This is a genomic window from Pseudomonas sp. B21-047 (genome assembly GCF_024748775.1).
Classification (GTDB): Bacteria; Pseudomonadota; Gammaproteobacteria; order Pseudomonadales; family Pseudomonadaceae; genus Aquipseudomonas; species Aquipseudomonas capeferrum.
On the sequence record NZ_CP087169.1, the window covers coordinates 5,398,139 to 5,424,059 of the forward strand.

The 25,921-nt window shown below is 64.1% G+C and carries 19 protein-coding genes; 9 read left to right on the forward strand and 10 right to left on the reverse strand.

All coding sequences use genetic code 11. From position 1 onward, the window contains the following. Nucleotides 1-16: 16 nt before the first annotated feature. Complete coding sequence (gene putP, locus LOY26_RS24455; protein ID WP_186663509.1) at nucleotides 17-1,495, reverse strand: sodium/proline symporter PutP; 1,479 nt, start codon at nucleotides 1,493-1,495, stop codon at nucleotides 17-19. 356 nt (nucleotides 1,496-1,851) lie between these two features. Here putP and putA point away from each other — a divergent pair, with 356 nt between their 5' ends. The 8 genes from putA to yccS all read left to right on the forward strand — a co-directional run bounded on the left by putA (nucleotide 1,852) and on the right by yccS (nucleotide 17,178). Further along, the gene (gene putA / locus LOY26_RS24460; protein ID WP_033701860.1) at nucleotides 1,852-5,805 is read left to right on the forward strand and encodes a trifunctional transcriptional regulator/proline dehydrogenase/L-glutamate gamma-semialdehyde dehydrogenase; all 3,954 of its coding nucleotides are present in this window, start codon (nucleotides 1,852-1,854) and stop codon (nucleotides 5,803-5,805) included. A gap of 272 nt (nucleotides 5,806-6,077) precedes the next feature. After that, on the forward strand, nucleotides 6,078-7,880 hold the full coding sequence (locus tag LOY26_RS24465) for an acyl-CoA dehydrogenase (protein ID WP_258714196.1): 1,803 nt from the start codon (nucleotides 6,078-6,080) through the stop codon (nucleotides 7,878-7,880). Between the two features lie 31 nt (nucleotides 7,881-7,911). After that, on the forward strand, nucleotides 7,912-9,354 hold the full coding sequence (locus tag LOY26_RS24470) for a TldD/PmbA family protein (RefSeq protein WP_258714197.1): 1,443 nt from the start codon (nucleotides 7,912-7,914) through the stop codon (nucleotides 9,352-9,354). Continuing rightward, nucleotides 9,354-10,685, forward strand: coding sequence for a TldD/PmbA family protein (locus LOY26_RS24475; RefSeq protein WP_186663506.1), 1,332 nt, complete (start codon nucleotides 9,354-9,356; stop codon nucleotides 10,683-10,685). Before LOY26_RS24470 ends, LOY26_RS24475 begins: the two co-directional genes overlap by 1 nt. A 66-nt stretch (nucleotides 10,686-10,751) precedes the next feature. Beyond that, complete coding sequence (gene mdtD / locus LOY26_RS24480; RefSeq protein WP_186663505.1) at nucleotides 10,752-12,179, forward strand: multidrug transporter subunit MdtD; 1,428 nt, start codon at nucleotides 10,752-10,754, stop codon at nucleotides 12,177-12,179. A 112-nt stretch (nucleotides 12,180-12,291) separates the two neighbouring features. Beyond that, nucleotides 12,292-13,629, forward strand: a complete 1,338-nt coding sequence (dbpA, locus tag LOY26_RS24485; protein ID WP_236643895.1) for an ATP-dependent RNA helicase DbpA — start codon at nucleotides 12,292-12,294, stop codon at nucleotides 13,627-13,629. Nucleotides 13,630-13,730: 101 nt separating this feature from the next. Continuing rightward, complete coding sequence (locus LOY26_RS24490; RefSeq protein ID WP_186652814.1) at nucleotides 13,731-14,912, forward strand: NAD(P)/FAD-dependent oxidoreductase; 1,182 nt, start codon at nucleotides 13,731-13,733, stop codon at nucleotides 14,910-14,912. Between the two features lie 82 nt (nucleotides 14,913-14,994). Then, on the forward strand, nucleotides 14,995-17,178 hold the full coding sequence (gene yccS / locus LOY26_RS24495; RefSeq protein WP_186652816.1) for a YccS family putative transporter: 2,184 nt from the start codon (nucleotides 14,995-14,997) through the stop codon (nucleotides 17,176-17,178). Nucleotides 17,179-17,195: 17 nt separating this feature from the next. Here the strand turns inward: yccS and LOY26_RS24500 are convergent, their stop codons facing one another. Then, nucleotides 17,196-17,933, reverse strand: coding sequence for an ABC transporter substrate-binding protein (locus LOY26_RS24500; RefSeq protein ID WP_186652819.1), 738 nt, complete (start codon nucleotides 17,931-17,933; stop codon nucleotides 17,196-17,198). 218 nt (nucleotides 17,934-18,151) lie between these two features. On the opposite strand from LOY26_RS24500, the gene LOY26_RS24505 reads away from it, so the two are divergent. Next, nucleotides 18,152-18,604, forward strand: coding sequence for a GNAT family N-acetyltransferase (locus LOY26_RS24505; RefSeq protein WP_258714198.1), 453 nt, complete (start codon nucleotides 18,152-18,154; stop codon nucleotides 18,602-18,604). Nucleotides 18,605-18,634: 30 nt separating this feature from the next. On the opposite strand, the gene LOY26_RS24510 is transcribed toward LOY26_RS24505, so the two are convergent. From LOY26_RS24510 to epd, 8 genes are all read right to left on the reverse strand, one after another. Continuing rightward, complete coding sequence (locus LOY26_RS24510) at nucleotides 18,635-18,931, reverse strand: helix-turn-helix domain-containing protein (protein WP_033701873.1); 297 nt, start codon at nucleotides 18,929-18,931, stop codon at nucleotides 18,635-18,637. 12 nt (nucleotides 18,932-18,943) lie between these two features. After that, nucleotides 18,944-19,444, reverse strand: coding sequence for a M48 family metallopeptidase (locus tag LOY26_RS24515; protein ID WP_186663502.1), 501 nt, complete (start codon nucleotides 19,442-19,444; stop codon nucleotides 18,944-18,946). A gap of 39 nt (nucleotides 19,445-19,483) precedes the next feature. Beyond that, a complete protein-coding gene (locus LOY26_RS24520; protein WP_186663501.1) occupies nucleotides 19,484-21,610 on the reverse strand; it encodes a bifunctional diguanylate cyclase/phosphodiesterase in 2,127 nt (708 codons plus the stop codon). A 214-nt stretch (nucleotides 21,611-21,824) separates the two neighbouring features. Further along, on the reverse strand, nucleotides 21,825-22,889 hold the full coding sequence (gene fba, locus LOY26_RS24525; protein WP_016501943.1) for a class II fructose-bisphosphate aldolase: 1,065 nt from the start codon (nucleotides 22,887-22,889) through the stop codon (nucleotides 21,825-21,827). A gap of 100 nt (nucleotides 22,890-22,989) precedes the next feature. Next, entirely contained in the window at nucleotides 22,990-23,319 is a 330-nt protein-coding gene (locus tag LOY26_RS24530; protein WP_258714199.1) for an MliC family protein, read from the reverse strand. 64 nt (nucleotides 23,320-23,383) lie between these two features. Beyond that, nucleotides 23,384-23,602, reverse strand: a complete 219-nt coding sequence (locus LOY26_RS24535) for a hypothetical protein (protein ID WP_033702581.1) — start codon at nucleotides 23,600-23,602, stop codon at nucleotides 23,384-23,386. Between the two features lie 32 nt (nucleotides 23,603-23,634). Continuing rightward, nucleotides 23,635-24,798, reverse strand: coding sequence for a phosphoglycerate kinase (locus tag LOY26_RS24540; RefSeq protein ID WP_186652829.1), 1,164 nt, complete (start codon nucleotides 24,796-24,798; stop codon nucleotides 23,635-23,637). Nucleotides 24,799-24,810: 12 nt separating this feature from the next. Then, the gene (epd, locus tag LOY26_RS24545; protein WP_033701881.1) at nucleotides 24,811-25,872 is read right to left on the reverse strand and encodes an erythrose-4-phosphate dehydrogenase; all 1,062 of its coding nucleotides are present in this window, start codon (nucleotides 25,870-25,872) and stop codon (nucleotides 24,811-24,813) included. Nucleotides 25,873-25,921: the final 49 nt, after the last annotated feature.

Here is a 25,921-nt window from a genome sequence, read left to right on the forward strand (position 1 = left end):
GCTCATTCAACAGGTATTACTTGTCAGCGTGATACGCCGCGTCGGCCGTCTCGAAGCGCTGCACCATCGCCTGCGATGGGCTGCCCAGCTTGCTCACCAGAATGATGGCGATGCTGCCCAACAGGAAGCCCGGGATGATTTCGTACAGGCCCCAGACATCGATCTGCTTCCACACGATCACGGTCAGCGCGCCCACCACGATACCGGCCAAGGCACCGTTACGGGTCATGCCCTTCCACAGTACCGAGATCAGCACCACCGGACCAAAGGCAGCCCCGAAGCCTGCCCAGGCATAAGCCACCAGGCCCAGTACACGGTTGTCCGGGTCGGCTGCCATGGCGATGGCGATCAGCGCAACGGCCAGCACCATCAGGCGGCCGATCCAGACCAGCTCGCGCTGCGAGGCATTCTTGCGCAGGAAGGCTTTATAGAAGTCTTCGGTCAAGGCACTGGAGCAAACCAGCAACTGGCAGCTCAGGGTGCTCATCACCGCCGCCAGGATGGCCGACAGCAGCACACCGGCGATCCATGGGTTGAACAGGATTTTCGCCAGCTCGATGAACACGCGCTCGCGGTTCTCGGTGACCGGGCCTGCCAGGTCAGGGTGCGCCGAGAAGTAGGCGATGCCGAAGAAGCCCACGGCGCAGGTGCCAGCCAGGCACAGGATCATCCAGGTCATGGAGATGCGGCGTGCCTTGGCGATCGACTTGACCGAGTCGGCGGCCATGAAACGCGCCAGAATGTGCGGCTGCCCGAAGTAACCCAGGCCCCAGCCCATCAGCGAGATGATGCCGACGAAGGTTGCACCTTTGAGCATGTCGAAGTTGGCCGGGTTCTGCGCCTCGATGGCCAGGAAGGTGGTGTCGACGCCACCGGTGGAGATCAGCACGATGATCGGGGTAAGGATCAGCGCGAAGATCATCAACGTAGCTTGCACGGTATCGGTCCAGCTCACCGCCAGGAAGCCACCGACGAAGGTGTAGGCGATGGTCGCCGCAGCACCGGCCCACAGCGCGGTTTCATACGGCATGCCGAACGTGCTTTCGAACAGACGAGCACCGGCCACGATGCCAGAGGCGCAATAGATGGTGAAGAACACCAGGATGACGATGGCCGAGATGATCCGCAGCAGGCCGCTTTGGTCTTCGAAACGGCTGGCGAAGTAGTCCGGCAGCGTCAGTGCATCGCCGTTGTGTTCTGTCTGCACCCGCAGGCGGCCGGCAACGAACAGCCAGTTCAGGTAGGCACCAACGGTCAGGCCGATGGCGATCCAGGCTTCGGAAAGGCCCGAGAAGTAGATGGCGCCCGGCAGGCCCATCAACAGCCAGCCGCTCATGTCGGAGGCACCGGCGGAAAGCGCGGTAACCACACTGCCCAAGCTGCGCCCGCCAAGGATGTAGTCGGAAAGGTTATTGGTGGCGCGATAGGCGGCGAAGCCGATCAGCACCATTACCGCGATGTAGATCACGAAGGTGATCGTTAGTGGATTGCCCATGCGTGTGCCCTGGCGTTTGTTTTTATTTCATGCACAACCACAACGAGGTGGTTGCACCCAGGCGACGAATCCTATGCAACAACACAAACGAGGTGCAACCATTTTTCTTCCTGTAGTTGCACCTACTTGTGCATTTTCAGTTATTGCCTACTTTTTGCTCCTTTTGGGAGCAAAAACCTCGTTTTTCAGATTAAAACGCACCATAAACAACCCTTTATTCAGTGTAGGAATGTTCGCCGGACGAGTTGCACCTTTTCTGCCAAAAAAACGGGTTGCACCTGGTTGCACCCGAATTGCCCTACAGATACTCTTGGCATCAGCTTAGGCCACAACCGTGGCAATAACGAGGATAAGAAATGGCGACGACCACCCTTGGGGTCAAACTTGATGACCCTACCCGTGAGCGACTCAAAGCAGCTGCGCAGTCCATCGACCGCACGCCGCACTGGTTGATCAAGCAAGCGATCTTCAACTACCTGGAGAAGCTCGAGGGTGGCGCCACCCTGACCGAACTGAACGGTCAGGCCAGCAACCTGGCCGACGACGCGGGCGAAATCCAGCCCGACCATGCTCACCAGTGCTTCCTTGAGTTCGCCGAGAGCATCCTGCCGCAATCGGTCCTGCGTTCGGCCATCACTGCCGCCTATCGCCGCCCCGAGCAGGAAGTCATCCCGATGCTGCTGGAGCAGGCTCGCCTGAGCGCGCCGCTGGCAGAGGCCACCAACAAACTGGCCGCCGGCATCGCCGAGAAACTGCGCAACCAGAAGAGCGCAGGCGGGCGTGCCGGCATCGTCCAAGGGCTGCTGCAAGAGTTCTCGCTGTCGTCCCAGGAAGGCGTGGCGCTGATGTGCCTGGCCGAAGCCTTGCTGCGCATCCCCGACAAAGGCACCCGTGACGCGCTGATCCGCGACAAGATCAGCAACGGCAACTGGCAGCCGCACCTGGGCAACAGCCCGTCGCTGTTCGTCAACGCCGCCACCTGGGGGCTGTTGCTGACCGGCAAGCTGGTGTCTACCCATAATGAGTCCGGCCTGACCTCGTCGCTTACCCGCATCATCGGCAAAAGCGGCGAGCCGATGATCCGCAAGGGCGTCGACATGGCGATGCGCCTGATGGGCGAGCAGTTTGTCACCGGCGAAACCATCGCCGAAGCCCTGGCCAACGCCAGCCGTTTCGAGGCCAAGGGTTTCCGTTATTCCTACGACATGCTCGGCGAAGCCGCACTGACCGAGCACGACGCCCAGAAGTACCTGGCGTCCTACGAGCAGGCCATCCACTCGATCGGCAAAGCCTCCCATGGCCGCGGCATCTATGAAGGCCCGGGCATCTCGATCAAGCTGTCGGCGCTGCACCCACGCTACAGCCGCGCCCAGTACGAGCGCGTGATGGAAGAGCTGTACCCGCGCCTGCTGTCGCTGACCCTGCTGGCCAAGCAATACGACATCGGCCTGAACATCGACGCCGAAGAGGCCGACCGCCTGGAGCTGTCGCTCGACCTGCTCGAGCGCCTGTGCTTCGAACCTTCGCTGGCTGGCTGGAACGGCATTGGTTTCGTTATCCAGGCCTACCAGAAGCGCTGCCCGTACGTCATCGACTATGTCATCGACCTGGCCAAGCGCAGCCGCCACCGCCTGATGATCCGCCTGGTGAAAGGCGCCTACTGGGACAGCGAGATCAAGCGCGCCCAGGTTGAAGGCCTGGAAGGCTACCCGGTCTATACCCGCAAGGTGTACACCGACGTTTCCTACGTTGCCTGTGCACGCAAGCTGCTGGCAGTACCCGAAGCCATCTACCCGCAGTTCGCCACGCACAACGCCCACACCCTGTCGGCCATCTACCACATCGCCGGCCAGAACTATTACCCAGGCCAGTACGAGTTCCAGTGCCTGCACGGCATGGGCGAGCCACTGTACGAACAAGTGGTCGGCAAGATCTCCGAAGGCAAGCTGAACCGCCCGTGCCGCGTGTACGCGCCGGTCGGCACCCACGAAACGCTGCTGGCCTACCTGGTCCGCCGCTTGCTGGAGAACGGCGCCAACACCTCGTTCGTCAACCGCATTGCCGACCATTCCATTTCCATCCAGGAACTGGTCGCCGACCCGGTCGCCAGCATCGAGCGCATGGGCACCCAGGAAGGCAGCCTCGGCCTGCCGCACCCGCGCATTCCGCTGCCGCGTGAGCTGTATGGCAGCGAGCGGGCCAACTCGGCCGGTATCGACATGGCCAACGAACACCGCCTGGCGTCGCTGTCCTGCGCCATGCTGGCCACCGCCCATAACGACTGGAAAGCCACCCCGCTGCTGGCCTGCGCCGCCAGTGAAGCTGCCGTAGCACCGGTACTGAACCCGGCAGACCACCGCGACGTGGTCGGCCATGTTCAGGAAGCCACCGTTGCCGACGTCGACAACGCCATCCAGTGCGCACTCAACGCCGCGCCGATCTGGCAGGCCACCCCGCCCGCCGAGCGCGCTGCGATCCTTGAGCGCACTGCCGACCTGATGGAAGCCGAGATCCAGCCGCTGATGGGCCTGCTCATCCGCGAAGCCGGCAAGACCTTCGCCAACGCCATCGCCGAAGTGCGCGAGGCCGTGGACTTCCTGCGCTACTACGCAGTGCAGGCACGCAACGACTTCAGCAACGACGCCCACCGCCCGCTGGGCCCGGTGGTCTGCATCAGCCCGTGGAACTTCCCACTGGCGATCTTCACCGGCCAGGTGGCCGCTGCCCTGGCGGCCGGTAACCCGGTCTTGGCCAAGCCTGCCGAACAGACCCCGCTGATCGCGGCCCAGGCCGTGCGCCTGCTGCTTGAGGCCGGCATTCCCGAAGGCGTCCTGCAACTGCTGCCAGGCCGTGGCGAGACCGTGGGTGCTGGCCTGGTCGGTGACGAGCGCGTCAAAGGCGTGATGTTCACCGGCTCCACCGAAGTCGCCCGTCTGCTGCAGCGCAACGTCGCCGGGCGCCTGGACAACCAGGGCCGGCCGATCCCGCTGATCGCCGAAACCGGCGGCCAGAACGCGATGATCGTCGACTCCTCGGCGCTGACCGAGCAGGTGGTGATCGACGTGGTGTCCTCGGCCTTCGACAGCGCCGGCCAGCGTTGCTCGGCCCTGCGCGTACTGTGCCTGCAGGAAGATTCTGCCGACCGCGTGATCGAAATGCTCAAGGGTGCCATGGCCGAAAACCGCCTGGGCAACCCGGACCGCCTGGCCGTGGACATTGGCCCGGTGATTGACGCCGAAGCCAAGGCGGGTATCGAAAAACACATCCAGGGCATGCGTGAAAAGGGCCGCTCGGTGTACCAGGTCGCCATCGCCGATGCTGGCGAGGTCAAGCGCGGCACCTTCGTCATGCCGACCCTGATCGAGCTGGACAGCTTCGATGAGCTCAAGCGCGAGATCTTCGGCCCGGTGCTGCACGTGGTGCGCTACAACCGCCGCAACCTCGACCAGTTGATCGAGCAGATCAACAACTCCGGCTACGGCCTGACCCTCGGCGTGCACACCCGCATCGACGAGACCATCGCCAAGGTGGTGGAGAACGCCAACGCCGGCAACATGTACGTCAACCGCAACATCGTTGGTGCGGTGGTGGGCGTGCAGCCGTTCGGTGGTGAAGGCCTGTCTGGTACCGGCCCGAAAGCTGGTGGCCCGCTGTACCTGTACCGCCTGCTGTCGACCCGCCCGGCTGACGCGATTGGCCGTCACTTCCAGCTTCAGGATGGCGAAGGCAAGCCGGACCGTACCCTGCACGAGCAGTTGATCAAGCCGCTGCACAGTCTCAAGGCCTGGGCCGAGAGCAACCAGCAGGCCGACCTGGCCGCGCTGTGCACACAGTTCGCCGGCCAGTCGCAGAGCGGCATCGCCCGCCTGCTGCCAGGGCCTACCGGCGAGCGCAACAGCTACACCATCCTGCCGCGCGAGCACGTGCTGTGCCTGGCGGACAACGAGGCTGACCTGCTGGCGCAGTTTGCCGCGGTGCTGGCCGTTGGCAGCTCGGCGGTGTGGGTGGATGGCGAGCCAGGCAAAGGCCTGCGCGGCCGCCTGCCGAAGGAGCTGCAGGGCAAGGTCAAGCTGGTGGCGGACTGGAACAAGGATGACGTGGCGTTCGATGCCGTGATCCACCATGGTGACTCGGACCAGCTGCGTGGCGTTTGCCAGCAGGTGGCCAAGCGCGCCGGGGCGATCGTCGGGGTGCACGGGTTGTCCAGCGGGGATCATCAGATTGCGCTGGAGCGCTTGGTGATCGAGCGGGCGGTGAGTGTGAATACCGCTGCTGCTGGTGGTAATGCCAGCTTGATGACCATTGGTTGATAGCTGACGGTTGGTGAAGAAGGAGAGCTTAGGCTCTCCTTTTTTTATGGGTTTGGTGTTACGGCCACCAGGTGCATGCCACTGGCTTCCCGGGCGCGCTCGAGATCGAGCGCCGCGCGGGCGGCGCTGGATCTGAGGACCAGCCAATACGTCACGGCTAGCGCCTGCCCGCCCCCACACCTTCTAAACCCATATCACCCCCACCTATTAACCTGTCTCCCACCCCTATTTAAATCCTAGACTCGGTCCAACCCCGCCCAAGGACCGCCCCGATGCCCGAGACCCTGCTCAGCCCCCGCAACCTCGCCTTCGAACTCTACGAAGTGCTCGACGCCGAAGCCCTGACCCAGCGCCCGCGCTTCGCCGAGCACAGCCGCGAAACCTTCGACGCGGCCCTGACCACCGCCCGCACCATCGCCGAAAAGTACTTCGCGCCCCACAACCGCAAGGCCGACGAAAACGAGCCGCGCTATGTGGACGGCCGCGCCGAGCTGATCCCGGAGGTCAAACCGGCAGTCGATGCCTTCCTCGATGCGGGGTTTCTCAACGCCAACCGCGACTTCGAAGCCGGCGGCATGCAGCTGCCCAGCCTGGTCTCGCAAGCCTGCTTCGCCCACTTCCAGGCTGCCAACGCCGGCACTACGGCCTACCCGTTCCTGACCATGGGCGCGGCCAACCTGATCGAAAGCTTCGGCAGCGAGGAGCAAAAGCGCCTGTTCCTGCAGCCGATGATCGAAGGCCGCTACTTCGGCACCATGGCCCTGACCGAACCGCATGCTGGGTCTTCACTGGCCGATATCCGCACCCGCGCCGAACCCGCGGGCGATGGGAGCTACCGGCTCAAGGGCAACAAGATCTTCATCTCCGGCGGCGACCACGAACTGTCGGAAAACATCGTGCACATGGTCCTGGCCAAGCTGCCGGACGCTCCACCTGGGGTGAAGGGCATCTCCCTGTTCATCGTGCCCAAGTACCTGGTCAATCCGGATGGCAGCCGTGGCGAACGCAACGACGTGCTGCTGGCTGGCCTGTTCCACAAGATGGGCTGGCGCGGCACCACCTCTACCGCGCTCAACTTCGGTGACAACGGCCAGTGCGTCGGCTACCTGGTCGGCCAGCCGCACCAGGGCCTGGCCTGCATGTTCCAGATGATGAACGAGGCACGTATCGGCGTCGGCATGGGCGCGGTGATGCTCGGTTACGCCGGCTACCTGTATTCGCTGGAATACGCGCGCCAACGGCCGCAGGGGCGCCTGCCAGACAGCAAGGACCCGCTGAGCCCCGCCGTCCCTATCATTGGGCACAGCGACGTGAAGCGCATGCTGCTGACCCAAAAAGCCTACGTGGAAGGCGCCTTCGACCTGGGCCTGTACGCCGCGCGCCTGTTCGACGACACCCAGACCGCCGCCGACCAGAGCACCCGGCAACAGGCCCAGACACTGCTCGACCTGCTGACCCCTATCGTCAAATCCTGGCCGTCGGCGTACTGCCTCAAAGCTAACGAACTGGCCATCCAGATCCTCGGCGGGCACGGCTACACCCGCGAATACCCGGTCGAGCAGTACTACCGCGACAACCGCCTGAACCCGATCCACGAGGGCACTGAGGGCATCCAGTCACTCGACCTGCTCGGCCGCAAACTGGCACAACACAACGGCGCCGGGCTCAAGCAACTGATCCGCCTGATCGCCAGCACGGCCGAGCGCGCCAGCCACCACCCCGGCCTCGACACCCTGCGCCGGCCACTGGAGCAACTGGTCAATCGCCTGCAGGCCGTCACCCTCGCCCTGCTGGGCGATCTCGCCCAAGGCAAGGTCAATGCCGCCCTGGCCAACTCGGCCCTGTACCTGAAGGCGTTCGGCCATTGCGTGATCGGTTGGCGCTGGCTGGAGCAAGCCCTCCACGCTGAACTTGGCCTGCTCAAGGGCAATGCCGCAGACCGCGACTTCTACCAGGGCAAACTGCAGGCCGCCCGTTATTTCCTCACCTGGGAAGTGCCTGGCTGCCATAATGAGCTGGCATTGCTAGAGGCCCGCGACGATACGTGCCTGAGCATGCAAGAGGAGTGGTTCTAGGGGGAGCCACCACTGACTCGGAGGTTCCCGCATGTTCGATTCCAGCGCCCTGCTGCGCCAGCGCTTCGCCGCGCTGCGCAGCACGGCGGAATTGTTTTCCCTGCGCCATGTGAAACAGTCGCACCAGGCGCTGTCGGTGCGCCGCAATGTGACCGAGCCACCGTTCTTCAGCCAGGACGAGGGCGCCATGCTCACCGTGCGGGTCAATGGCGTGGAGGCTTATGCAGCCACCGCAGACTTGTCCCAGCACGGCCTGCAACAGGCACTCGAACGCGCCGAAGCCCTGGCCCGGCAGATCGCCGGGCATAGCCTGCTGGACCTGCGCGAGCAACCGGTGACCAGCGCGCGCCACGACCACGTTTCGCCCCACTTCGATCAACCCTTGCCCAGCCTTGCCGACTGCCTCGGCCTGCTCGCCGCCGAATCGGCCAGCGTGCCCAAGGACAGCCGCCTGGTGGATTGGCAGGCCGGCCTGGGCATGAGCGTGGTCGAGCAAACCTACCTCAACTCTGCCGGCGCCGAACTGCGCCACGCCCAGCGTTTCCTGTTCCCAGGCCTGAGCGTGACCGCCAGCGACGGCCAGGACAGCCAGAGCCGCAGCCTGGGCCGGGACAACTTCGGCCAGCAGGGCGGTTTCGAGATCGTCGAGCGCTGTGGCCTGGTCGGCGCCGCCAGTCGCGTCGCCGACGAAGCGCTGCAACTGTTGCTGGCACCCAATACACCCAGCGGCCCGCGCGACCTGCTGCTGATGCCCGACCAGATGATGCTGCAGATTCACGAGTCCATCGGCCACCCACTGGAGATGGACCGCATTCTCGGCGACGAGCGCAACTACGCCGGCACCAGCTTCGTCAAAGCCAGCGACTTCGGCCACCTGCAATACGGCTCGGCGCTGCTCAACGTGACCTTCGACCCGACCATCGGTGAAGAGCTGGCCAGCTACAGCTACGACGATGACGGCACCCAGGCCAGCAAGCAATTCCTGATCCGCGACGGCTTGCTGCTGCGCCCACTGGGCGGCGCCCTGTCGCAGTTCCGCTCGGGCCTGGACGGCGTGGCCAACAGCCGTGCCTGTGGCTGGAACCGCGCACCGATCGACCGCATGGCCAACCTCAACATCGAGCCAGGCGACCGCTCGCTGGCACAATTGGTCAAGGGCGTCGAGCACGGCATCCTGATGCGCACCAACCGCTCGTGGTCCATCGACGATGCACGCAACAAGTTCCAGTTCGGCTGCGAGTGGAGCCAACTGATCGAGAACGGCGAACTCAAGGGCGTCGTCAAAAACCCCAACTACCGCGGCATCTCGGCGCAGTTCTGGCGCAACCTGTCGGCAATCGGCGACCGCAGCACCTTCCAGGTGCTGGGCACGCCCAACTGCGGCAAAGGCGAACCCAACCAGGTGGTACGAGTCGGCCACGCCTCGCCGGCCTGCGTGTTCCGCCAGATCGACGTATTCGGAGGCGACGCCTGATGAGCGCCACACCCCAGCAACGCTTCGAAACCCTGCTTGGCGCCCTGCGCGATACCCTTCAGGTGGGCGAGCAGTTCACCCTTGGTTACAGCGCCGAACAGTCGCAGTTCATCCGCTTCAACCACGCCCAGGTGCGCCAGGCCGGCGAGGTCAGCCAGGCCAGCGTGCAAGTGCGCCTGATGCGTGACGGCCGCCAGGCCGAGCAGCAGATCACCCTCGGCGATGATGCCGTGCTGGACCGCACGCGCCTGGCCGATGCCCTCAGCCAACTGCGCCAGACCCTGCCGCTGTTGCCGGTCGACCCCTACCTGCGCCTGGACGATACCCCATGGCACAGCCATAGCCAGCAGGATCACCCGCTGCCGGAGCTGGATGAGGTCCTTGCCCTGATCGAACGTGAAGCCGGCGACCTGGACTTGGTCGGCATCTATGCCGCCGGGCCGATCTGTCGCGGTTTCGCCAGCTCGTTCGGCGCCTTCGGCTGGCACCAGGCCAACAGTTTCAACATGGACTGGAGCCTGTTCCACAGCAACGGCCAAGCAGTGAAAGCCAACTATGCCGGGCAGGTGTGGCACGCCGACGACTTCACCGCTCGCCTGCGCCAGGCCCGCGAACAGCTGGCCTTCCTCGGCCGCCCGGCGATTACCTTGAAGCCGGGCAGCTACCGCGCCTACCTGGCGCCTGCGGCCATGGACGAGATTGCCGGCATGCTGTGCTGGGGCGGTTTTTCCGCGCAGGCGCTGGCCACCGGCAACAGCGCCCTGCAACGCCTGTACAACGGCGATGCCCGCTTGAGCCCGCTGGTCAGCTTCGACGAGCAGGTCAGCGGCTCGCTGAGCCCGGCGTTCTCGGATGAGGGTTCACCGCGCCTCGATGTGCCGCTGATCACCCAAGGCCAGGCCGTGCAGCGTTTGATCAGCGCGCGTAGCGCGGCCGAGTTCGCACTGCAGGCCAATGGCGCCGACAGCTACGAGTCGCCCTGCGCCTTGAGCCTGGCGGCGGGCAACCTGGCCAGTGAGGCGATCCTCGAACGGCTTGGCACCGGGCTGTATATCAGTAACCTGTGGTACCTGAACTACTCGGACCTGCCAGCGGCGCGCATGACCGGCCTGACCCGCTTTGCCACCTTCTGGGTAGAGAATGGCGAGATTCAGGGGCCGGTGAGCACCATGCGCTTCGATGACAGCCTGTACAGCCTGCTGGGCAACCAACTGGAAGACCTGACCCGCGAGCGCGAGATGATCCTTTCCACCAGTACCTATGGACAGCGCAGTACCGGGTCGAGTCATTTGCCGGGGGCTCTGGTCAAAGGCCTTACCCTGACATTGTGATTGGCGTTGCTGGCCTCTTCGCGGGGCAAGCCCGCGAAGAGGCCGGTACTGACAAACGAGGACGTCATGCCCGAACGCACCCCGCTCGACCCCGTCACCGCCCGCTGGATCCCGTGGGTAGTGGCCATCGCTTTCTTCATGCAGTCCCTGGACGGCACCATCCTCAACACCGCGCTGCCGGCCATGGCCCGCTCGCTGGAAGAGGACCCGCTGCGCATGCAAGGCGTGATCATCGCCTATATGCTCACCGTGGCCTTGCTGATCCCCGCCTCCGGCTGGATCGCCGACCGCTTCGGTACCAAGCGCATCTTCTTCAGCGCCATCCTGTTGTTCAGCTTTGGCTCGCTGCTGTGCGCGGCCGCCAACAGCCTGGGCTTTCTGATCCTGGCGCGGGTCGTCCAGGGCCTGGGCGGCGCGCTGATGCTGCCGGTCGGGCGGCTGGTGGTGCTGCGCGCCTATCCACGCACCGAACTGGTGCGCATCATGAGTTTCATCACCATCCCCGGCCTGCTCGGCCCTCTGCTCGGCCCTACGGTCGGCGGCTGGCTGGTGGAGATTCTCAGCTGGCACTGGATCTTCCTGCTCAACCTGCCGGTGGGCGCCATCGGTTGCTATGCCGTGTGGAAGTTCATCCCCGACCTGCGCGGTGCCGAGCGCACCAGCTTCGATGGCCCGGGTTTTCTGCTGTTCGGCGCGGCGATGGTGCTGATCACCATCGCCATGGAAGGCTTGGGCGAGCTGCACTTGCCACACCTGCGGGTAATGTTGCTGCTGTTCGCCGGCATGGCCTGCCTGGCCGCATACTGGCTGCGTGCCGGGCGCGACCCAGAGCCGCTGTTCTCGCCCAGCCTGTTCCGTGTACGCACCTTTGCCATCGGCATCCTCGGCAACCTGTTCGCCCGCCTGGGCAGCGGTGCCCTGCCCTTCCTGGTGCCCTTGCTGTTGCAGGTGGCGCTGGGCTATTCGCCGGCCCAGGCCGGCATGAGCATGATCCCGCTGGCAGCGGCGGCGATGCTCGCCAAATCCATCGCCCGGCCGCTGATCGAGCGCCTTGGCTACCGCATCATCCTCACCGGCAACACCCTGTTGCTGGGGCTGATGCTGGCCAGCCTGGGGCTGATTGATGAACAAACGCCCTACGCCGTACTGCTGATACACCTTGGCCTGCTCGGCGCGGTCAACTCCATGCAGTTCACGGCCATGAACACGGTGACCCTGATCGACCTCGACGATGCCAGCGCCAGCAGCGGCAACAGCCTGCTGTCGGTGGTCGCCCAGTTGGCCCTTAGCCTGGGCGTGGCCTGCGCCGGGGCATTGCTCGGCGGCTTCACCGCCGCGGGCAGTGCCGAAGGCGTGGAAAGCACCTTGGGGGCGTTCCAGCTGACCTTCGTCACCATCGGCATCATGTCGATGCTGGCAGCGGCGATCTTCCTGCAACTGGCGCCGACAGACGGAAGGCGTGCCCGTCGTCCGGAACAACACATGGAGTCGTAGGGCGAATGGCCACGAGGCTGGTAGACTGTGCGGCATTTTTCGCTTCGCTACACAGGCCCGCCTCGTGACCACCGAAACCACCGCCTTTGCCACTCTGCCGCTGTCCGCCGCCATGCTGGCCAACCTGGACGCCCTCGGCTACGCCTCGATGACGCCGATCCAGGCCCAGAGCCTGCCGGTCATCCTCAGGGGCCAGGACCTGATCGCCCAGGCCAAGACCGGCAGCGGCAAGACCGCTGCGTTCGGCATCGGCCTGCTGAACCCGATCAACCCGCGTTACTTCGGTTGCCAGGCACTGGTGCTGTGCCCGACCCGCGAGCTCGCTGACCAGGTCGCCAAAGAGCTGCGCCGCCTGGCCCGTGCCGAGGACAACATCAAGATCCTGACCCTGTGCGGCGGCGTCTCGCTCGGCCCGCAGATTGCCTCGCTGGAGCACGGTGCGCACATCATCGTCGGCACCCCGGGGCGCATCCAGCAGCACCTGGAAAAGGGCACGCTGGTACTCGACGGGCTCAACACCCTGGTGCTGGACGAAGCCGACCGCATGCTCGACATGGGCTTCTTCGACGCCATCGCCAGCATCATCGGCAAGACCCCGGCGCGTCGCCAGACCCTGCTGTTCTCGGCCACCTACCCGGCCGGCATCGAGCAACTGGCCGCAGACTTCATGCGCAAGCCGCAGCAGGTCAAGGTCGAGAGTCTGCACACCGACAACCAGATCGAACAACGCTTCATCGAAATCGACGCGCAGCAGCGGCTGGATGCGGTGACCCGCGTGCTCGGCCACTACCGCCCACAATCGTGCGTGGCGTTCTGCTTCACCAAGCAGCAGTGCGAAGACGTGGTCGCCCACCTCACCGCCAAAGGTATCGTCGCCCAGGCCCTGCACGGTGACCTCGAACAGCGCGACCGCGACCAGGTGCTGGCGATGTTCGCCAACCGCAGCAGCTCGGTGCTGGTGGCGACCGACGTGGCCGCACGCGGCCTGGACATCGACGGCCTGGACATGGTGCTCAACGTCGAACTGGCGCGGGATGCCGAAATCCATGTGCACCGTGTCGGCCGCACCGGCCGTGCGGGTGAGAAAGGCGTTGCGGTCAGCCTGGTGGCCCCGGCCGAAGGGCATCGCGCCCAGGCCATCGAGGCACTGCAGAAGAGCCCGTTGCGCTGGGACCAGCTCGACAGCCTGAAAAACAAGGGCGGTGAGCCGCTGCTGCCGGTGATGAGCACCTTGTGCATCGCTGCCGGGCGCAAGGACAAGCTGCGCCCGGGTGACATCCTGGGTGCACTGACCGGTGATGCCGGCATCCCGGGCAAGCAGGTGGGCAAGATCGCCATCTTCGACTTCCAGGCCTTTGTGGCGGTGGAGCGAGCACTGGCCAAGCAGGCCATGCAGCGGCTGAACAGCGGCAAGATCAAGGGCCGCGTTCTGAAAGTTCGTATTCTCTGAAATCCTTTGGGGCCGCTTTGCGGCCCGTTCGCGACACAAGGCCGCTCCTACAGGGGCATGCATATCCCTGCCGCAGCCCAGCAATCTCCAAGAGGTACCCCGTGCATTCCACCGACGTGATCATCCTCGGCGCCGGCGCCGCCGGCCTGATGTGCGCCCAGCTCAGCGCCCGCCGTGGCCGCCGGGTGCTGCTGCTCGACCACGCTAACAAGCCAGGCAAGAAGATCCTCATGTCCGGCGGCGGGCGCTGCAACTTCACCAACATGTACACCGAGCCGGCCAACTTCCTCTCGCACAACGCGCATTTCTGCAAGTCGGCCCTGGCCCGCTACACCCAGTGGGACTTCATCGAGCTGGTGGCCAAGCACGGTGTGCCCTACCACGAGAAAAAGCTCGGCCAGCTGTTCTGCGACAACAAGGCCAGCGACATCCTCAACATGCTGCTGGCCGAGTGCGACGAAGCCGGTGCCGAGTTGCGCATGGACACCAGCATCTCGCACATCGAAAAGACCGAAACCGGCTACCTGCTGCAGACCAGTGCCGGGCAGTTCGCCTGCCAGTCGCTGGTGATCGCCACCGGCGGCCTGTCGATCCCGACCCTGGGCGCCAGCGGTTTCGGCTACCAGGTGGCTCGCCAGTTCGGCCACACCCTGCTGCCGACCCGCGCCGGGCTGGTGCCCTTCACCATCACCGAGCCCCAACTCAAGGCACTGTGCACAGAACTGTCGGGCACCTCGCTGGACTGCACCGCCAGCTGCAACGGCACCCATTTCCGCGAAAACCTGCTGTTTACTCACCGCGGCCTGAGTGGCCCGGCGATCCTGCAGATTTCTTCGTTCTGGGAGGCGGGCGACACGGTGGAGATCAACCTGCTGCCCGACCGTGACGCCCTGACCTGGCTGCAACAGCAGCAGGCCGAGCGCGCCAATGCAGAGCTCAAGACCGTGCTCGGCGAGGTGTTCACCCGCAAGCTGGCCAACCTCTTGGCCGAGCAGTGGTTCGAATCGAAGCCGATGAAGCAGTACACCCCGGCCGAACTGACGCAGATCGCCGACAAACTGGCGGCCTGGCAGGTCGTACCTGCCGGCACCGAGGGCTATCGCACCGCCGAGGTGACCTTGGGCGGCGTGGATACCCGCGAGGTGTCGTCCAAGACCATGGAGTCGCTCAAGAGCCCAGGGTTGTACTTCATTGGCGAGGTGCTGGATGTGACCGGCCACCTGGGCGGGTTCAATTTCCAGTGGGCGTGGGCATCGGCTAACGCAGCGGCACAGTTCGTGTAGAGTAGAATCCATTCAGCAGCACGGAACGCTTCTTGCTGGTCCGTGCGGCAATGTATTCATTCGATCACAGCCCAAGGCCATCATGTCATCGAGCTCGTTCCGTCAGTCACTGCGTCGCCTGTGGGGCCAAGACAAGTTCAGCTATAGCATCCGGGTAACGGTCGCCCTCACCGGCAGCATGGCCTTGTGCTGGTACCAGGATGAAATGGCCCTGCTGATCCCGTTGTTCCTGGGCATCATCGCCAGCGCACTGGCCGAGACCGACGACAGTTGGCAGGGCCGTCTCAGTGCCCTGGCCGTGACCCTGGTGTGCTTTGCCATCGCTGCCCTGGCCGTGGAGCTGCTGTTCCCCTACCCGTGGGTGTTCGCCATTGCCCTGGCCCTGGCGGCGTTCGGCCTGACCATGCTGGGCGCCTTGGGCGAGCGCTATGGCGCAATCGCCTCGGCAACGCTGATCACGGCGGTGTACACCATGATCGGCGTGGACCAACGCGGCGGCCTGGTCACCGACTTCTGGCACGAGCCGATGCTGCTGGTGGCGGGCGCAGCCTGGTACGGCCTGCTGTCGGTGCTGTGGCAGGCGCTGTTCTCCAACCAGCCGGTACAGCAAAGCCTGGCCAAGCTGTTTTTCGAGCTGGGGCGCTACCTCAAGCTCAAGGCCAACCTGTTCGAGCCGATCCGCCACCACGACCTGGAGGCCCGGCGCCTGGAACTGGCCCAGCAAAACGGCAAGGTGGTCGCGGCGCTCAACGCCGCCAAGGAAATCATCCTGCACCGGGTCGGCAACAGCCAGCCAAATTCCAAGGTCAGCCGCTACCTGAAGCTGTACTTCCTGGCCCAGGACATCCACGAGCGGGTGAGCGCCTCGCACTACCCCTACAACGCACTGGCCGAAGCGTTCTTCCACAGCGATGTGATGTTCCGCTGCCAGCGCCTGCTGCGCCATCAAGGCTCGGCCTGCCAGGACCTGGCGCGCTCGATCCGCATGCGTCAGCCGTTTGTCCTCGACAGCCGATTTGCCGACACCCTGGAAGACCTCAACGCCTCCTTGGAGCACCTGCGCAACCAGAACAACCCAGCCTGGCGCAGCCTGCTGCGTTCGCTGCGGGCCCTGGCGGCCAACCTGGCCACCCTGGACCGCCTGCTGGGTGCCGCCAGCAACCCGGACAGCCTGGCCGATGCCAGTGACAGCAGCCTGCTCGACCGTTCGCCACGCTCCCTGAAGGACGTCTGGAGCCGCCTGCGCACCCAGCTCACACCCACCTCGCTACTGTTCCGCCATGCCTTGCGCCTGCCCTTGGCACTGTCGATCGGCTACGGCATGGTGCACCTGATACACCCCACCCAGGGCTACTGGATCATCCTCACCACACTGTTCGTCTGCCAACCCAACTACGGTGCCACCCGGCGCAAGCTGGTGCAGCGGATTTTCGGCACGGCCATCGGCCTGACGGTTGGCTGGGCGCTGTTCGACCTGTTCCCCAACCCGATCATCCAGTCGATGTTCGCCGTGGTCGCCGGGGTGGTGTTCTTCGTCAACCGGACGACCCGTTACACCCTGGCCACGGCGGCGATCACCTTGATGGTGCTGTTCTGCTTCAACCAGATCGGCGACGGCTACGGCCTGTTCCTGCCGCGCCTGTTCGATACCCTGGTGGGCAGCCTGATCGCCATTCTGGCGGTGTTCCTGTTCCTGCCCGACTGGCAAGGCCGGCGCCTGAACAAGGCGTTGGCCAACACCTTGGCCTGCGCCAGCGTGTACCTGCGCCAGATCATGCAGCAGTATGCCCATGGCAAGCGCGACGACCTCGCCTACCGCCTGGCTCGGCGCAACGCCCACAACGCCGATGCAGCGCTGTCCACCACGCTGGCGAACATGCTCATGGAGCCAGGGCACTTCCGTAAGGAGGCGGACGTCGGCTTCCGCTTCCTGGTGTTGTCGCACACCCTGCTCAGCTACCTCTCGGGGCTGGGCGCACACCGTGATACCGCCCTGCCGGCGGAGGTTCAGGAGCAATTGATCGAGGGCGCCGGGCAAAGCCTGGCCAACAGCCTGGACGAAATCGCCAACGGCCTGGCAGCGCGGCTACCGGTCGCCATCCACAGTGATGCCGAAGAGGCGCTGGCCAACGACCTGGAGCAGATGCCGGAAGAGCTGGATGAACATCAGCGGCTGGTGCAGACCCAGCTGGCGCTGATCTGCCGGCAACTGGCACCGTTGCGCACGCTGGCGGCGCACCTGGTCAAGGAAAGCCCTACGGCCTGAGTGCTTTGTGGCCTGGGTCAAAAACCATGCTGGCGCAGCAGGCGCGCATAGCTGCCATCCGCCTTCATCGCCGCTATCGCCCGCTCGAAACGTTCGACGATCTGCTGGTGCTGGGGGTGCTTGAGGCTGACCAGAATATGCAGGCTGTTCTCCCCCAGAGGCGGCTCGACCATCTCCACGCCATCGCGCACCGCCTGCGGTTCACGTTGCAGGTTGTAACGGGCCACGTATTCATCCTCCACCGCCAGGTTCACCCGGCCGGCTGCCAGCATGCGCACGGCCGACGAGAAGTTGCGCACCGCCACCTTGTGCAAGCGGGTGTCGCTGTCGAACTCGGGTGAATAGGCATAATCGCGCACCACGGCGATGCTGTAGGGGTACAAATCGGACGGCTGCTGGTAGGCGAAGGCCTCACCCTTGCGTTTGAGCAGGTGAATCTTGTTGTTCAGATAAGCGTTGGAAAAATGCCCGATGCGTGTACGTGAGTCGTTGTACCAGGCATTGATCAACACGTCGTAGCGCCCTTCGCTGACGCCCATCAAGGCCCGTGCCCATGGCGCCTCCTCAAACCCGCTGGCGTAGCCGGCCCGGGTCAGTGCCGTGGTAACGATGCTGGTCGCCAAACCGCCGCCCGGCATGCTTGCATCGGTGAACGGTGGCCATTTGTCTGCCACCAGCCGCAGCTTGTCTTCACCCAGGGCTGGCGCAGCCAGCAGGGCTGCCAGCAATCCCAGAACACCAAGCAGTGGCCGCATGCTCAAGTCCTTTTGCAATGGAGGGCGCACACTGTGTAGGCGGCCTTTGCCGCGACTGCGGATGAGAGTACACAAAGCCGTGGCTCACGGCAGCGGGCAATAGTGTCATTTTGCCTCTATTTTGGCCGAGACGCGCAGGCAATGCCCTGCAGCAATCATCCACTCGTCCACAGCCACAGGATTTGCGATGATCGACGGCCCATTCAAGGAGTTCGCCAATGTCTATCGACTGGCTCTGCAAGCACCACACCGACCTGAGCAAGGACCAGCTCTACGCCATCCTGCAATTGCGCACCGAAGTGTTCGTGGTCGAGCAGCGCTGCAGTTACCAGGAAGTCGATGGCCAGGACCTGGCCGGCGATACCCTGCACTTGATGGCGTGGCAGGATGACAAGCTGGTGGCCTACCTGCGCCTGCTCGACCCGCAATCCCAGGGGGGTGATGTGGTGATCGGGCGCGTGGTGACCTCACCGGCGGCGCGTGGGCTGAAGCTTGGGCATGCGTTGCTGCTGAAAGGGCTGGATGCTGCCGAGCATTGCTGGCCGGGGACGCCGGTGTATCTGTCGGCGCAGGCGCATCTGCAAGGGTTTTACGCAGGGCATGGGTTCGAAGCGGTTGGCGAGCAATACCTGGAGGATGACATACCGCACATCGGCATGCGTAAGGGCTGAGAAAGCCGGGGGCGTTTTGCGCCCCCACAATCACCGATACCCCAGCACTTCTCGGATCTGCCGCAAATGCTGGATGATCCACTGCTTGTCGATCGCGCCCCAGTCATGAATGCGGTAGTGCCCGGCATGATTGCGCGCGCCCTCCTGCTGCTCGAACTCGCAGATGATATCCAGGTCGGCCAGGGCGGCGATGGTGTCCTGGGCGGTGCGCCGTGGCATGCCGGTGGCCTCCATCAGGGCCGGCACGCTGGTCGCAGTCTGGCTGTCGATCAGCCAGGCCACGTACAGGCGCCGGTAGAAGCTGCTCTTGGTCTTGCTCACTTCCATGCTGCGTGGTCCTTAACAGTTGCCCGGCAGCTCCCGATAGGTCAGGTAGACGCGCAGGTCGAATTCCAGTTGGTGGTAGTCCGGCTCCATGTGCTGACAGAGCTGGTAAAACGCCTTGCTATGGTCGCGCTCACGCAGGTGCGCCAACTCGTGCACCACGATCATGCGCAGAAACTGCGGCGCGGCCTCCTTGAACAAGGAGGCGATGCGGATTTCCTTCTTCGCCTTGAGCTTGCCACCCTGAACCCGCGATACCGCCGTGTTGAGCCCCAGGGCACGGTGGGTCAGGTCGAGGCGGTTGTCGAACAGCACCTTGTCCAGGCTGGGCGCGCTGCGCAGGTACTGCTGGCGCAAGTCCTGGGCATAACTGTACAACGCCTTGTCGCTCTGCACGTCATGGCGGTCGGAGTAGCGACGCTGCAGGTAGCCCCCCAGGCGGTCGCTGTCGATCATCTGCCGTACCTGCTCCTGCAGGTGTGGCGGGTAGGCTTGCAAGTAACGTAATACGGTCATGGCACTGCATTCGGCGGGGCGAATGGCGATTCTAGCCAATCATGGCCGGGGCCAGGAGAAAATTGCCGGGAAGCCGCTGGCATCCGCCGCCGTCATCGGGTGTGCAACCAGAAACCCCTGCACGTAGGCACAGCCATTGGCCTTGAGCCAGTCGGCCTGGGCCGGGGTTTCCACGCCTTCGGCAATCACCGTGATGCGGTAGTCGGCGCACAAGCCGATCACACTGCGCACCAGCGCGGCGTCTACCGCAGAGCCCGGCAAGCGCGCAACCAGGTGGCGGTCGAGCTTGAGGGTGTCGATCGGCAAGTCACGCAGCATGCGCAACGAGCAGTCACCGGCGCCAAAATCATCCAGCGCCACCCGCACGCCCAGTTCGCGCAGCCGGTGTATCTGCTTCACGGCCGCGTCGATGTTGTACATCAACGACGTCTCTGCCACCTCGACCTCTAGCTGCGCCGGGTCCAGCTGGTAGTCCTGGATCACCCGCTGCAGCTCCTCGACCAGGCCCGGCATGACGAACTGGGCGCGGCTCAGGCTGATGCCCAGCACCAGCCCCTGGGCAAAACGTTCGCACCAGACCTGGCGCTGGGCCGCGCCCTGGCGGTAGATCCAGCTGGCCAGGCGGTTGATCAGCCGCGCCTCTTCCAGCAAGGGGATGAACAGCCCCGGGGGCACATCGCCAACACTGGGGTGCTGCCAGCGCAGCAACGCCTCGAAACCGCGCAGGTGGCCGTCGGCAAAAGCCACCTGGGGCTGATACACCAGGCTGAAATCGTGCTGCTCGATAGCGGCGCGCACGCTGTCTTCGAGCATCAACCGTGAGCGCGCCCGGCCGTTGAGCTCCTGGTCATAGAAGCGATACTGCTGACGCCCGGCCTGCTTGGCCGCATACATCGCCGCATCCGCAGCCCGCAACAGGCCTTCGACCGTTGCGCCACAGTCAGGAAAGGTGGCGATGCCAATGCTGACGCCAAGGCATACATCCAGCCCTTCTATCTGCTGGCTGATCGAAACGCGCTCGAGCAGTCGCTCGGCGTAACGCCCGGCCTGCTCGGGGTACGGCAGGCTGTCGAACAACGCCGTGAACTCGTCACCGCCCATCCGCGCCAATAACGCCTCGCTGCCCAGGCAGTCCTTGAGCTGTTCTGCCACCCAGCGGAGCACGCGATCGCCCGCCTCATGACCCAACGAGTCGTTGATCCGCTTGAAGCCATCCAGGTCCATGTACATCAGCGCCTGGGCCTTGTCCGAACGCTCGTTGCGCAGCAGCACGCCCTCGGCAGACTGATAGAAGCCGCGGCGGTTGAGCAGGCCGGTGAGTGGGTCGGTCACCGCCTGGTACTCAAGCTGTTGGTGCAGGTTGCGCACCACCGACATGTCCAGCACCGTCACCACCATCGCCTGCTGATCGGCCGGCAACGGCGCACAGGACAGCGCGACCGGCACCAGTTGGCCACCCAGGGTGCGCAACTGGGCATCGTGCACGCGAAAGATCTGCCGCCCCAGGTAGGCCTGGTAGAAGTCCGACTCGTTCCACAGATTGGCATTGGCCATCTGCACCAGGTCAAGCAACTGGGCGCCCTGCAATTGCTCCACCGCAGCGGCCAGCAAGCGTGAAATGGCCGGGTTGGCGAAACTGATGGTACCTGCGGCATTCACCACCAGAATGCCTTCGGCAGCGTTCTCCAGGATCGAGGCGTTGAATGCCCTCGCCGCTTCCAGCTCGCGGCTCAGGCGTTGCAGCATGCGCCGGTTACGCTGCTGGTCGAGCAGGGCCTGGACCTTGGGCTTGAGAATTTGCGGGTCGAACGGCTTGAACATGTAGTCCACGGCGCCACTGGCGTAACCCTTGAGCACAGCGGCATCGGACTGCTCGTTGGCGGTGAGGAAAATGATCGGGGTCAGCCGTGTACGCTGGCTGCCGCGCATTAGCCGGGCGACTTCGAAGCCGTCCATTTCCGGCATTTGTACATCCAGCAAAACCAGGTCGACGTCGTGCTCGAGCAACGCGGTCAGGGCTTCTGTCCCTGAACTGGCAGTCAACACTTGCCAATCCTGCCGGGCCAGCAAAGCCCGCATACTGATGAGGTTTTCGGGGTAATCGTCTACTACCAGCAGAACCGAGCTGCCATCCACTGGCTGAGGTTGAGGGTGAGCGCCATCCATGCTGCTTCTCTATTTGTGACCGACTTCACATCGCGGTTGGATCCGATAATTACTCTAGACCCGAGTTTGTAACAAGCAATGCAATCAGAACGCTATCAGTGCCTAAACTGTACGGTAGCCGACTAACGGTTGCTCTGCCGTGAATATCTGCGCGCTTGAGCGCAGGCATAAAAAAACCCGCATCGCTGCGGGTTTTTTCAGTGCGGCCTGCGAATCAGTTGACCTTGGCGGCCAACTCACCTTTCAGGTAGCGCTGGTACATGCCTTCCAGGGAGATCGGTTTGATCTTGGAGGCATTGCCGGCAGTACCGAAGGCTTCGTAACGGGCGATGCACACGTCACGCATGGCCTTGACGGTTTCACCGAAGAACTTGCGCGGGTCGAACTCACTTGGGTTCTGCGCCATCAGGCGACGCATGGCACCGGTGGACGCCAGGCGCAGGTCGGTGTCGATGTTGACCTTGCGCACGCCGTGCTTGATGCCTTCGACGATCTCTTCGACCGGTACACCGTAGGTCTCTTTGATGTCGCCGCCGTACTGGTTGATGATCGCCAGCCACTCTTGTGGCACCGAGGACGAACCGTGCATGACCAGATGGGTGTTGGGGATGCGCTTGTGGATTTCCTTGATGCGGTCGATCGCCAACACGTCACCGGTAGGTGGCTTGGTGAATTTGTACGCACCGTGGCTGGTACCGATGGCGATGGCCAGGGCATCGACCTGGGTCTTCTTGACGAAGTCGGCCGCTTCTTCCGGGTCGGTCAGCATCTGGCTGTGGTCCAGCACGCCTTCGGCGCCGATACCGTCTTCTTCACCCGCCATGCCGGTTTCCAGCGAACCCAGGCAGCCCAGCTCGCCTTCTACCGAAACGCCACAGGCGTGTGCCATGGCAACGGTCTGCTGGGTAACGCGGACGTTGTACTCATAGTCGGTCGGGGTCTTGCCGTCTTCGCCCAGCGAGCCGTCCATCATCACCGAGCTGAAGCCCAGCTGGATCGAACGCTGGCACACGTCAGGGCTGGTGCCGTGGTCCTGGTGCATGCACACCGGGATGTGCGGGAACTCTTCGATGGCGGCCAGGATCAGGTGACGCAGGAAGGGCGCGCCGGCGTACTTGCGGGCACCGGCCGAAGCCTGGACGATCACGGGGGAATCGGTCTTGTCGGCCGCTTCCATGATGGCGCGCATCTGCTCGAGGTTGTTGACGTTGAAAGCTGGAACGCCGTAACCGAACTCGGCGGCGTGGTCCAGCATCTGGCGCATGCTAATGAGTGCCATTGTGTATCTCTCTCCCGACAAGCGTCGTTTGTTTCGTGCAAGCCTGCCGCAGGGGCGGTTGCTGTTCAAGTAGTGTGGGCCACCATGGCGGCCCGGCCAGTCACGGTGCCTTGCAGCCCCGCCCAATCAGATCGTTGGTTGCCACCCAGTACACCAGGCCTTCTTCGCCCTTGGTGTGGAAGGCCAGCACGCCATCGCTGTACATCGCGCCCGACGCGCTCGGCTCGGATTTGAGCCGGTAGACTTTGTCGCCACCACCGAGGCGGACGTCGACCGAGTCCTGCTGCGGGTCAGCGAAGCGCCACAGCACCTCGGCCTGGCTGTCACAGACCCAACGGGTCCAGTCGTCTGCCGGGGCGGGTTGCGCCGGCTGCAGCAGTGAGCATCCTGCCAGTGTCGCCAGGGCCATCAAGGCCATCAGCGCTTTCATTACGTATCCTCTAGATGACCACACAACGGTCGCTTGGTTGCCTGCTCCGACGAAGCGCATCGGTTCAAGGGCAGCCTGGAGCCTTGCGCTGGTGGTCTTCGTCATACTTCTCCAGGCCTTCAGGGCCCACGCGCTTGTTGATGACCGGTACGGTTTCGGCCTGCCACTCGGACTGGTAGCAACCGCCCTTGGGCGGCTGCGCCGGGTCATCGTCCGAAGAGGGGCTGCCGGAGCAGGCGCTCAGCAGGCCGGCCAGGATCATCACAGGCAATTGCTTGACCATCAGGTCGCTCCCTTTGCCAGGCGCCGCCATTGTCAGGCTTTAGCCCGCTCTTCCAGGATCGCCACAGCCGGCAGTACCTTGCCCTCGACGAACTCGAGGAAGGCACCACCACCGGTAGAAATGTAGGAGATTTCCTTGCTGACGCCATATTTGTCGATCGCCGCCAGGGTGTCACCGCCACCGGCGATGGAGAACGCAGGGCTTTCGGCGATGGCCTTGGCCAGCACCTTGGTGCCATTGCCGAACTGGTCGAACTCGAACACGCCGACGGGGCCGTTCCACAGGATGGTCTTCGACGACTTCAGCAGCTCGGCGAAGTTGGCTGCAGTCTGTGGGCCGATGTCCAGGATCATGTCGTCAGCGGCAACGTCGGCGATAGCCTTGACGGTGGCTTCAGCGTTTTCGGCGAATTCCTTGGCGACCACCACGTCGACTGGCAGCGGCACGCTGACCTTGGCGGCGATGGCTTTTGCGGTGTCGACCAGGTCAGGCTCGTACAGCGACTTGCCCACAGGGTGACCAGCAGCGGCCAGGAAAGTGTTGGCAATACCGCCACCTACGATCAGTTGGTCGCAGACGCTGCTCAGGCTGTTCAGCACGTCCAGCTTGGTGGAAACCTTGGAGCCGGCAACGATGGCCGCCATTGGCTTGGCCGGGGCCTTCAGGGCCTTGCCCAGGGCGTCCAGCTCGGCAGCCAGCAGTGGGCCAGCGGCGGCAACCTTGGCGAACTTGGCCACGCCATGGGTCGAACCCTCGGCGCGGTGGGCAGTACCAAAGGCGTCCATCACGAACACGTCGCACAGGGCAGCGTATTGCTGCGCCAGTTCGTCGGCGTTCTTTTTCTCGCCCTTGTTGAAGCGCACGTTCTCGAACAGCACCAGGTCACCGGCCTTGACCTCGACACCGGCCAGGTAGTCAGCGACCAGCGGCACGTCGCGGCCCAGGGCCTTGCTCAGGTACTCGGCGACCGGCTTAAGGCTGTTTTCGGCCGAGAATTCACCTTCGGTAGGGCGGCCCAGGTGCGAGCAGACCATTACCGCCGCACCCTTCTCCAGGGCCAGCTTGATGGTCGGCAGCGCTGCCAGGATACGCGCGTCGCTGGTTACCACACCGTCCTTCACAGGCACGTTGAGGTCTTCGCGGATCAGTACGCGTTTACCTTGCAGGTCGAGGTCGGTCATCTTCAACACGGTCATGAATGCAGTCCTTCAGGGCTGTTTGTTGCGGGTTGGGTGAACGACGTGCAGAAAGTGTTCGGCGACGTCGAGCATACGGTTGGCGAACCCCCATTCGTTGTCGAACCAGGCCAGCAGGTTCACCAGGCGGGGGCCGGAAACACGGGTCTGGCTGGCATCGACGATCGCCGAATGCGGGTCGTGGTTGAAATCACAGCTGGCGTGGGGCAGCTCGGTGTAGGCCAGCAATCCTTTGAGCGGGCCTTCCAGCGCTGCCTCGCGCAGCACCCGGTTGACCTCGGCGGCACTGGTGTCGCGGGCGGTCTGCAGGGTGATGTCCAGGCACGACACGTTGACGGTCGGCACGCGTACCGCTTTGGCCTGGATTCGCCCGGCAAGTTCCGGCAGCAACCGCTCGATGCCGCGTGCCAGCCCGGTGGACACCGGGATCACCGACTGAAACGCCGAACGCGTGCGGCGCAGGTCTTCGTGGTGGTAGGCGTCGATCACCGGCTGGTCGTTCATCGCCGAGTGGATGGTGGTGATCTGCACGTATTCGATGCCGAACGCCTGGTCCAGCACACGCAACAGCGGCACGCCGCAGTTGGTGGTGCACGACGCGTTGGACACCAGGCGCTCGCTGCCGGTCAGGCACGCCTGGTTGATGCCGTAGACCACCGTGGCGTCCACGTCCGCCTCGCTGGCCATGGGCTGCGAGAACAGCACGCGTGGCGCGCCGGCATCCAGAAAACGCTGGCCATCGGCGCGGGTGTTGTAGGCGCCGGAGCACTCCAGCACCAGGTCGATGCCCAGGGCGGCCCAGTCAATGCCTTCCGGGGTGGCACTGCGCATTACCTTCACGCAGTCACCATTGATATGCAGACAATCGCCGTCGACCTTCACCTCACCGGGGAAACGCCCGTGGGTGGAGTCGAAGCGTGTCAGGTATTCAAGGCTGGCCTGATCGGCCAGGTCGTTCAGCGCGACAATCTCGAAACCGGCCTTCGCCCCCCGCTCGAACAACGCGCGCAGGACACAGCGGCCGATGCGGCCATAACCGTTGAGTGCAACTTTGTAGGGACGCGGGTGGGACATAGGTAGCTCTTGAACTCCGGCGGTTGAACGGAGCCGCCATGCGGCCCAT

Bases quoted from the DNA above. Each gene is read 5' to 3' on its own strand.
- putP (WP_186663509.1), bottom strand. From the start codon at position 1,495: ATGGGCAATCCACTAACGATCACCTTCGTGATCTACATCGCGGTAATG.
- putA (WP_033701860.1), top strand. From the start codon at position 1,852: ATGGCGACGACCACCCTTGGGGTCAAACTTGATGACCCTACCCGTGAG.
- LOY26_RS24465 (WP_258714196.1), top strand. From the start codon at position 6,078: ATGCCCGAGACCCTGCTCAGCCCCCGCAACCTCGCCTTCGAACTCTAC.
- LOY26_RS24470 (WP_258714197.1), top strand. From the start codon at position 7,912: ATGTTCGATTCCAGCGCCCTGCTGCGCCAGCGCTTCGCCGCGCTGCGC.
- LOY26_RS24475 (WP_186663506.1), top strand. From the start codon at position 9,354: ATGAGCGCCACACCCCAGCAACGCTTCGAAACCCTGCTTGGCGCCCTG.
- mdtD (WP_186663505.1), top strand. From the start codon at position 10,752: ATGCCCGAACGCACCCCGCTCGACCCCGTCACCGCCCGCTGGATCCCG.
- dbpA (WP_236643895.1), top strand. From the start codon at position 12,292: ATGCTGGCCAACCTGGACGCCCTCGGCTACGCCTCGATGACGCCGATC.
- yccS (WP_186652816.1), top strand. From the start codon at position 14,995: ATGTCATCGAGCTCGTTCCGTCAGTCACTGCGTCGCCTGTGGGGCCAA.
- LOY26_RS24500 (WP_186652819.1), bottom strand. From the start codon at position 17,933: ATGCGGCCACTGCTTGGTGTTCTGGGATTGCTGGCAGCCCTGCTGGCT.
- LOY26_RS24505 (WP_258714198.1), top strand. From the start codon at position 18,152: ATGTCTATCGACTGGCTCTGCAAGCACCACACCGACCTGAGCAAGGAC.
- LOY26_RS24510 (WP_033701873.1), bottom strand. From the start codon at position 18,931: ATGGAAGTGAGCAAGACCAAGAGCAGCTTCTACCGGCGCCTGTACGTG.
- LOY26_RS24515 (WP_186663502.1), bottom strand. From the start codon at position 19,444: ATGACCGTATTACGTTACTTGCAAGCCTACCCGCCACACCTGCAGGAG.
- LOY26_RS24520 (WP_186663501.1), bottom strand. From the start codon at position 21,610: ATGGATGGCGCTCACCCTCAACCTCAGCCAGTGGATGGCAGCTCGGTT.
- fba (WP_016501943.1), bottom strand. From the start codon at position 22,889: ATGGCACTCATTAGCATGCGCCAGATGCTGGACCACGCCGCCGAGTTC.
- LOY26_RS24530 (WP_258714199.1), bottom strand. From the start codon at position 23,319: ATGAAAGCGCTGATGGCCTTGATGGCCCTGGCGACACTGGCAGGATGC.
- LOY26_RS24535 (WP_033702581.1), bottom strand. From the start codon at position 23,602: ATGGTCAAGCAATTGCCTGTGATGATCCTGGCCGGCCTGCTGAGCGCC.
- LOY26_RS24540 (WP_186652829.1), bottom strand. From the start codon at position 24,798: ATGACCGTGTTGAAGATGACCGACCTCGACCTGCAAGGTAAACGCGTA.
- epd (WP_033701881.1), bottom strand. From the start codon at position 25,872: ATGTCCCACCCGCGTCCCTACAAAGTTGCACTCAACGGTTATGGCCGC.